Origin of the sequence: Desulfolutivibrio sp. (assembly GCF_036584575.1) — a bacterium.
Lineage (GTDB): Bacteria > Desulfobacterota > Desulfovibrionia > Desulfovibrionales > Desulfovibrionaceae > Desulfolutivibrio.
In genome coordinates, this window is the sequence record NZ_JAZHDB010000032.1 from 1 (window position 1) to 7,098 (window position 7,098).

8 protein-coding genes are annotated in these 7,098 nt (G+C 67.9%); 5 read left to right on the forward strand and 3 right to left on the reverse strand.

The features are described 5' to 3' along the window. Positions 1 to 232: 232 nt before the first annotated feature. Genes V3572_RS02325 through cobI form a run of 4 tightly spaced genes read left to right on the forward strand, consistent with a single transcriptional unit; the run spans position 233 to position 3,684 of the window. Positions 233 to 1,252, forward strand: a complete 1,020-nt coding sequence (locus tag V3572_RS02325; RefSeq protein ID WP_332109357.1) for a FecCD family ABC transporter permease — start codon at positions 233 to 235, stop codon at positions 1,250 to 1,252. Then, entirely contained in the window at positions 1,249 to 2,067 is an 819-nt protein-coding gene (locus V3572_RS02330) for an ABC transporter ATP-binding protein (protein WP_332109358.1), read from the forward strand. The genes V3572_RS02325 and V3572_RS02330 overlap by 4 nt, the downstream gene beginning before the upstream one ends. Then, positions 2,018 to 2,899, forward strand: a complete 882-nt coding sequence (locus V3572_RS02335; protein WP_332109360.1) for an ABC transporter substrate-binding protein — start codon at positions 2,018 to 2,020, stop codon at positions 2,897 to 2,899. Before V3572_RS02330 ends, V3572_RS02335 begins: the two co-directional genes overlap by 50 nt. After that, on the forward strand, positions 2,896 to 3,684 hold the full coding sequence (gene cobI, locus V3572_RS02340; protein ID WP_332109361.1) for a precorrin-2 C(20)-methyltransferase: 789 nt from the start codon (positions 2,896 to 2,898) through the stop codon (positions 3,682 to 3,684). The genes V3572_RS02335 and cobI overlap by 4 nt, the downstream gene beginning before the upstream one ends. Here the strand turns inward: cobI and V3572_RS02345 are convergent. The 3 genes from V3572_RS02345 to V3572_RS02355 form a co-directional block, all read right to left on the reverse strand. Next, the gene (locus V3572_RS02345; RefSeq protein ID WP_332109362.1) at positions 3,668 to 4,087 is read right to left on the reverse strand and encodes a hypothetical protein; all 420 of its coding nucleotides are present in this window, start codon (positions 4,085 to 4,087) and stop codon (positions 3,668 to 3,670) included. The two genes, cobI and V3572_RS02345, sit on opposite strands and share 17 nt — an antisense overlap. A 187-nt stretch (positions 4,088 to 4,274) precedes the next feature. Further along, on the reverse strand, positions 4,275 to 4,862 hold the full coding sequence (locus tag V3572_RS02350; protein ID WP_332109363.1) for a DJ-1/PfpI family protein: 588 nt from the start codon (positions 4,860 to 4,862) through the stop codon (positions 4,275 to 4,277). A gap of 153 nt (positions 4,863 to 5,015) precedes the next feature. Further along, a complete protein-coding gene (locus V3572_RS02355; protein ID WP_332109364.1) occupies positions 5,016 to 5,345 on the reverse strand; it encodes a hypothetical protein in 330 nt (109 codons plus the stop codon). A gap of 242 nt (positions 5,346 to 5,587) precedes the next feature. Between V3572_RS02355 and V3572_RS02360 the strand changes: the two genes are divergently transcribed. Then, on the forward strand, positions 5,588 to 7,098 hold a 1,511-nt coding region (locus V3572_RS02360; protein ID WP_332109365.1), incomplete at its 3' end, for a ComEC/Rec2 family competence protein.

Sequence of the window (7,098 nt, forward strand, 5' to 3'; positions counted from 1 at the left end):
GCGCATTCCGGGCCGGGGCCGCCGCGAATCCCTGGCGCAAGGGCCTGTCCCCTGGCCGGGAGGATCGATGCCGCCTGGAAAACCGCGTTTCCGTGGCGTTGCCCCGGCCGCGACGCGGCCGGGGCAACGCCACGGTGACGGGGGGTCCGGGGGGAATGATTCCCCCCGGGCGGGGTACGGGGCGGCAGCCCCGATCGCCACGCGGGGCGACAGCCCCGATGCAAGGAGAGCCATGTCGCGTCTATTGTCCATCGCCATGGTGCTGGCGGTTCCGGTATCGGTCGTGGCCGGTTGTCTGGCCGGGCCGTATCCGGCGCCGTGGGGTGCGGTGCTGGGGATATTGGCGGGCGGGCGGGAGTATGATCCGGCCTTGGTGACGGTTGTGGTGCAGATGCGGTTGTACCGGGTGATTTTGGCCTGGCTGGTGGGCGCGGGTCTGGCCATGTCCGGGGTGGCGTTTCAGGGCGTGCTGCGCAATCCGTTGGCCGAGCCGTTTACGCTGGGGGTTTCGGGCGGCGCGGCCTTTGGGGCGGCCGTGGCCCTGGGGATGGGGTGGAACCTGGGTTGGGCGGGCGCGGCGATTTTTCCGGGACTTTCGGTGATCCCGTTATGCGCCCTGGCCGGATCGCTTTTGGCCTTGGCGGCGGCGCTTATGCTGTCGCGGCGTTCGGGAGGCGCATCGCGGGAGACTTTGGTTTTGGCCGGGATTGTGGTTTCGGCGTTTCTGTCGGCGTGCATTTCACTTTTCAAGGCGCTCAACGAGGAATCCACGGCCAGCATCGTGTTTTGGATCATGGGCGGCTTCCAGGGCCGCGGGGCGGCGGACGTCTGGCTGTATCTGCCGTATTTCGGGTTGGGGACGCTGGTGGTGTGGCGCTATTCCCGGGAATTGGACGTGCTGGCCCTGGGCGAGACGCAGGCGATGCAGTTGGGGGTGGACGCGGCCCGGGTGCGGGTGCGGCTTTTGGCGGCGGCCAGCATCATGGCCGGGGCGGCGGTTTCGGTCTGCGGCGTGATCGGGTTTGTGGGGCTGGCGGCGCCGCATCTGGCGCGCATGGCCTTTGGGGCCTCGAGCCGGAGGCTTTTGGCCGTCTCCGGACTTTTGGGAGGCACGCTTGTGGTGTGGTCGGACATCGTAGCCCGCACGATTTTGCCGGGCGGCGCGGAGCTGCCCGTGGGGGTGGTGACGGCGCTTCTGGGCGGACCTTTTTTCCTGTTTTTGCTGAGAAGAAAGGCCGGGGGCGGCGCATGATCGAATGCTGCGGGCTTCGGGCCGGATACGGCGGCCGGGAGGTGCTTTGCGGTCTGGATTTGCGCATTGCCCGGGGCGAGATGACGGGGCTTCTGGGTCCAAACGGCAGCGGCAAGACCACGCTTTTGCATGTGCTGTCCGGGGTGCTGACGCCCACGGCGGGGGTGGTGCGCATCGGGGGCTGCGACATCGGGGGTTTACGGCCAAGGCAGCGGGCCGGGATGGTGGCGGCTGTGCCGCAGCGGGCCGGGCCGGTTCCGGGATTGACGGTCACCTCGCTGGTGCTTTTGGGGCGCTATCCGTACCTGTCGCTTTTAGGGGCGTACGGGCCGCAGGACCGCGCGGCGGCGCTTAGGGCCATGGAGGAGACCGGGATAGCTCCCCTGGCTGATCGGCAGACCACGGCCCTGTCCGGGGGGGAATTTCAGACGGCGCTTCTGGCCCGGGCGCTCACCCAGGGCACGGACGTTTTGCTTCTGGATGAGGCGGCGGCGAACCTGGACGTGGGCCGGAAAGCGGCCATGCATGATCTTCTTCGGGAGAAAAATGCGGCCGGGCTCACGGTGGTGTCGGCCGTGCATGATCTGAATCTGGCGGCGCTGTACTGCGACCGGCTGATATTTTTAAAAAACGGCCGGGTGCTGGCCGACGGTCCCACGCGGACGGTCTTCACCCGCGAGATAGTGGAAGAGGCCTATGAGACGACGTTTCATGTCTTTGCCCATCCGGTCACGGGCGCGCCGCAGGGCGTGGTGGTTCCCGGCCATGGCGGCGGTTTTGGTGCTGGCGGCGGGAGCGGCCCGGGCCGGGGTTGAGGTCACGGACGACTTCGGGGAGCGGGTGGTTTTGCAGCGCCCGGCACGGCGGGTGATCGCCCTGACCGGCGCGGCGACCGAGACGCTGTGCGGCATGGGGCTTTCGGGACTTTTGGCGGCGCGCACGGACGCGGATCGGGAACCGGCCGAGGTGGCCAAGCTTCCGAGCATCGGCACCCATATGCGCCCGAATCTGGAGCTGGTCTTGGCGCAAAAGCCGGATCTGGTGGTGCAGATCGCCGGGCGGGGGGAATCGCTTGAGGCGGCGGCGGCCATCCGGCGCCTGGGCATTGCCGTGGCCGTCTTCGACGTACGCGATTTCGAGGGGCTTTTTTCCATGGCCGGACGGCTCGGGGCGCTGACGGGAGAACCGGAGGCGGCGGCGCGGTTCGTGGACGGGCTGCGGCAGCGTCTGGACCGGGTGGCTGAAATGGTGGCCGGGGCCGACAAGCGGCCCACGGTTTTTGTGGAATTGCGTTATCCCAATCTTTTGGCCGCCGGGAAGGACTCCATGGCTGCCGACGCCGTGGCCCGGGCCGGAGGCAGGCTTGTGCCGGAGGCGTCCAGCCGGGTGGCCAGGATTGGCGAGGAGGAACTGGTGCGGATCGATCCCGATGTCTATGTGGTGGAACAGGGGCCCATGAACCCGGCCCCCACGGCCCTGGCCGAGCGGCCGCATTTTACGGGGCTAACGGCGGTTGCGGCCGGGCGCACGGCGGTGTTCACGGGCCGCAGATTGAGCCGCCCGGGACCGGAGGGCGTGGCGGGAGTGGAGGATCTGGCCCGGCTGCTTTTTCCGGAACGTTGCGCTGCGGCGGGGGGCAGGCCATGAGCCTGGGCATGCTTTACGGCATCGGCGCGGGCCCCGGCGACCCGGAGCTTTTGACGCTTAAGGCGGCGCGCATCCTGGGACAGGTGGAGGTGATTCTGGCCGCCTCCTCCACCAAAAACGACTATTCCCTGGCCCAGGCCATCGTGTCGCCGCACCTGCGGCCGGGGGCCCAGGTGGTGCGCCTGGGATTTCCCATGACCCGGGATCAGGACGTGCTGGACGCGGCCTGGGAGAAAAACGCCCGCCAGACGGCGGACATCCTGGAAAGCGGCCGGGATGCGGCCTTCATCACCCTGGGCGATCCCCTGCTGTACAGCACCTTCGGCTATCTGCTGCCCCGGCTGCGGGCGCTTGCGCCCGGGGCCCGGGTATGCATCGTGCCGGGCATCACCTCGTATCAGGCGGCGGCGGCGGCCTCGGGCGAGATCCTGGCCGAGTCCGGGGAGAACCTGCTGATCCTGTCCGGGGTGGGCGACGCGGCGCGCCTGGAGGCGCTTTTGGGCACGGCGGATCGGGCGGTGATTTTAAAGGCCTACCGCAACTTCCCGGACATCCGGGAGATGCTGCGCCGGGCGGGCCGCGACGGGCAGACGGTCTTCGCCACGCGCCTGGGCATCGACGGCGAACAGGTGTGGCGCGGCCTGGATCAGGTTCCGGACGCCCCGCACTACCTGTCCCTGTGCCTGGTGGGCAGGCGCAACGGGTCCGGTCCCAGGGGGGGCGAAAGCGGCACGGCCGACGAGGTCGGGGAACGTCAGGGGAACGGGATTATTTCAGGGAGTTGATCTTGCCGAACTTGTTGGACTCGGCGCGGTAGAACACGTTTTCGATGACCTTGTCCGTGCCCACGTCCTTGTAGTCGATGCGCACGGGCGAGCCGTCCTGCATGGCCTTTTTGAAGAACTCCGAGATGTTTTTGAACTTTTCGGACTGAAGGCCGGGGTCCACCACGAAAAAACCCTGCGAGGTGACGATGGTCAGGACGTTTTTCTGCTCGTGGACCTCTTCGACAAAGGCCGTGGTCTTTTTGAGTTTGACCGCCAGGGAGTCGTCGGTCAGGTGGTCGATGACGAAATAGGCGGCCACGCTGAAAAGCACGAAGGAAAAAAGCAGAAGCAGCCGATTCTTGTTCATCTTCGGCAGGCGGGTGCGACCATTTCGCAAGGATATCCTGGACATTTGATTCATTCGGGCGTGTCCTTTGGGACGGCCGCAAGCCCACGCAACGCGTAAAGCCCGTCGAACCGGGCCGCCTGCTCCTTCCGTCCCCACGGGGGCTTTTACCATGCCCCGGGCCGAAAGCAAACGGCAATTGTGCGGCGCGATCCGATGGGCCGGATCGCGCCGCAGACGGATGCATTCAGGGGGGGAAGGCCTAGGCCTCGATCTTCGAGCCCAAAAGGATCAAAAACTGCCGCATCCATTCGGGATGGGCGGGCCAGGCTGGGGCCGTGACCAGGTTGCCGTCGGTTATGGCGTTGGAATAGGTGGCGTTGACCTCGTGATAGGCGCCCCCGGCCCGCAGGATGTCCGGCTTGACGGCCGGATAGGCCATGCAGGTCTTGCCCGCCACCACATCGGCGGCCACCAGCACCTGCTGGCCGTGGCACACGGCGGCGATGGGCTTTTTGGCGGCGGCGAAATGCTTGGTGATCTCGAGGACCCGGTCATTTAAGCGGATGTACTCCGGGGCCCGGCCGCCGGGGATGACCAGGGCGTCGTAGGCTGCCGGGTCCACGGCGTCGAAGTCGAAGTTGATGCCGAAGTTGTGGCCGGGCTTTTCGCTGTAGGTCTGGTCGCCCTCGAAATCGTGGATGGCGGTGCGCACCGTATCCCCGGCCTTTTTGCCCGGGCACACGGCATGGACCGTATGGCCCACCATGAGGAGCATCTGAAACGGAACCATCACCTCGTAGTCTTCCACGTAATCCCCAACCAGCATGAGAATCTTCTTGGCGGCCATGGGCACTCCTTGTCACGTTTGACGTTGCACCAAATCCGGCCGTGGGGCGGCGCGCCAGCGCACGGCGGCGTCCTCATTCAGAATTCAGATCATGACGCGCCATCTTGGGCCGATGCCGCCCCGGGCGGGGGGGGGCGGCTTTGGCGGGCGGCGTCACGGCTTCGGATACTCGCGGCGGCAATACTGGATGCAGAGATCCTGGCCATTATTTATGCGTGAAAAGCAATTTCCGACGTACTGCACCCGGATCAACCTCTCATAGGCCGCGTTGCAGGCATCCAGGCACGGGTTGAGTCCGGGATAGGGCATGCTCACCACATCGCGGTAGGCGTTGCAGATGTCCTGCTCCGAGTCGCAGGTGTCGTCCACCATGGAACCGCCCATAAGGCAGAAGCTGTAGACCTCGGAATCGGTCAGGGGCCGCACGGGCCCGCAGGCGACAACAGTTGCGCATAGGATGGCCAGGGCCAGCAGACGGGTCATGGGATGCCTCCGGAGACTTTCATGGATCGCCATGTATAGCCCATCCCGTTTCCCCTGTCATGACGAAAAGGCGGCGGCCATCCGGACATTCCCGGACCTCCGGCGGCTTTCCCTGAGATACCGGGCAACCGGCGGCACATGTCAGCTCCGACCGGGGCTCTCAGGCGCCCTCCGAGGCGCACGGGGCAGCCGCTCGGGGCAGCCATTGACGCCCCTTCCGATTTTGCCCACCATGCCCCACCATGGGCCATCGCCAAACCCCGCTCCTGCCCTGGCAGATCCTCTTCGTATGCGCCGTGTGCGGCATCCTGGCCCTGCGCGTCCCCCAGGCGGCCGTGGCGGCCCTTTTGGCCACGGCCCTTTTGGCCCTGGCCACGCGAACCGGCCACAAAACGCTGGCCCTGGCCCCCCTGGCCTTTGGCCTGGGCCTGGGGGTGGCGGCCCTGGCCCTGCCGGACCCTCCCGGGCGCACGCCCCGGGATGTCCTGACCGGAACGCGCACGGTGGTGGTCGGGACGGCGGCCTCGGTCACCCCCCTGCCCGGGGACCGGTTGTCCGTGGTCCTGGACGACCCCCGTCTGACGCCACCCCCGGCAAAGGCCGATCCGAAAGACGCCCACGCCGCCCGGCGGCCCGTCACCCTGCCGGGACGCCTTTTGCTCACCTGGGACCGCCCCGCCTGGCGGCCCGCCCCGGGCGACACCCTGGCCCTGGCCGCCCGGGTGCGGCCGGTCACCGGCTTCCGCAATCCCGGGGGCTTTGACACGGTTTTCGCCCGCCGCCTGGAGGACATTTTTTTTCGCACCTATGCCCGGGGCGACCAGCCGATCCTGCTCAAGGCCTCGGACAGCCCGTGGCGCGATGTGCGCCAAAACGTGCGACGCTCCATCCTGGACGCCGTGACGCCGCCCCCGACGGACGACCCCGGCGCGATTGCCGCGCCCGGACAGGGGAGCGCGCCGGGACGCACGACAGGGCAGGCCCGTACGGACAGGCCGCCCCAGGGAACCATGCCAGGGCAGGGCAACGCGCCAGGGCGCGATCCCGCGCCTCCCCACCCGGACAGGCCTCCGGAGAAGGCCGCCCCGGCTGGTGCGGGCCTCTCCGGAACCGGCCGCGCCGCTTACGTTCCTCCCGATCAGGAGGAACTGGCCCCGGCCCCGCGCCCCACGCCCGGCGGGGCCATGCTGTTGGCCCTTTTGACCGGGGACCGCTCGGAACTGACGACTACGGACATGGATCTGGTGCGCCGGGCCTCCCTGGCCCACGCCCTGGCCCTGTCGGGCATGCACGTGGGCTATGTGGCCGCCCTGGGCTGGCTTCTGGCCTGGATCGCCGGACGCATCCGACCCGGGATATTTTTGCGCCTGCCCCGGCAAAAGCTTGCGGTGCTTCTGGCCGCGCCCCTGGTTTGCGGCTACGTCTGGCTGGGCGGGGCCACCCCGTCCCTGGTGCGGGCGGCGCTCATGTTCGCCTGCTTCGGCTTTTTGATCCTGCTCGACCGGCCGCGCATCCTGCTGGACGGCCTGTTTCTGGCCTTGGCGCTCATCGTGGCCGCCTCCCCCCTGTCGGTATTCGATATCCGGCTCCAGCTCTCGGCCCTGGCCGTGGCCGGACTGGCCGTGTTCTGGCCGTTGGGCATGGCCGTCTTCGCCCGGCTGCCCCTGCCCGAGCGGCTGCGCCCGACGGCTGTGTGGCTGTTTGGCGTCCTGTGGACCTCCCTGGCCGCCGAGACCGCGCTTTTGCCCGTCCT

Bases quoted from the DNA above. Each gene is read 5' to 3' on its own strand.
- cobI (WP_332109361.1), top strand. From the start codon at position 2,896: ATGAGCCTGGGCATGCTTTACGGCATCGGCGCGGGCCCCGGCGACCCG.
- V3572_RS02345 (WP_332109362.1), bottom strand. From the start codon at position 4,087: ATGAATCAAATGTCCAGGATATCCTTGCGAAATGGTCGCACCCGCCTG.
- V3572_RS02355 (WP_332109364.1), bottom strand. From the start codon at position 5,345: ATGACCCGTCTGCTGGCCCTGGCCATCCTATGCGCAACTGTTGTCGCC.
- V3572_RS02350 (WP_332109363.1), bottom strand. From the start codon at position 4,862: ATGGCCGCCAAGAAGATTCTCATGCTGGTTGGGGATTACGTGGAAGAC.
- V3572_RS02325 (WP_332109357.1), top strand. From the start codon at position 233: ATGTCGCGTCTATTGTCCATCGCCATGGTGCTGGCGGTTCCGGTATCG.
- V3572_RS02335 (WP_332109360.1), top strand. From the start codon at position 2,018: ATGGCGGCGGTTTTGGTGCTGGCGGCGGGAGCGGCCCGGGCCGGGGTT.
- V3572_RS02330 (WP_332109358.1), top strand. From the start codon at position 1,249: ATGATCGAATGCTGCGGGCTTCGGGCCGGATACGGCGGCCGGGAGGTG.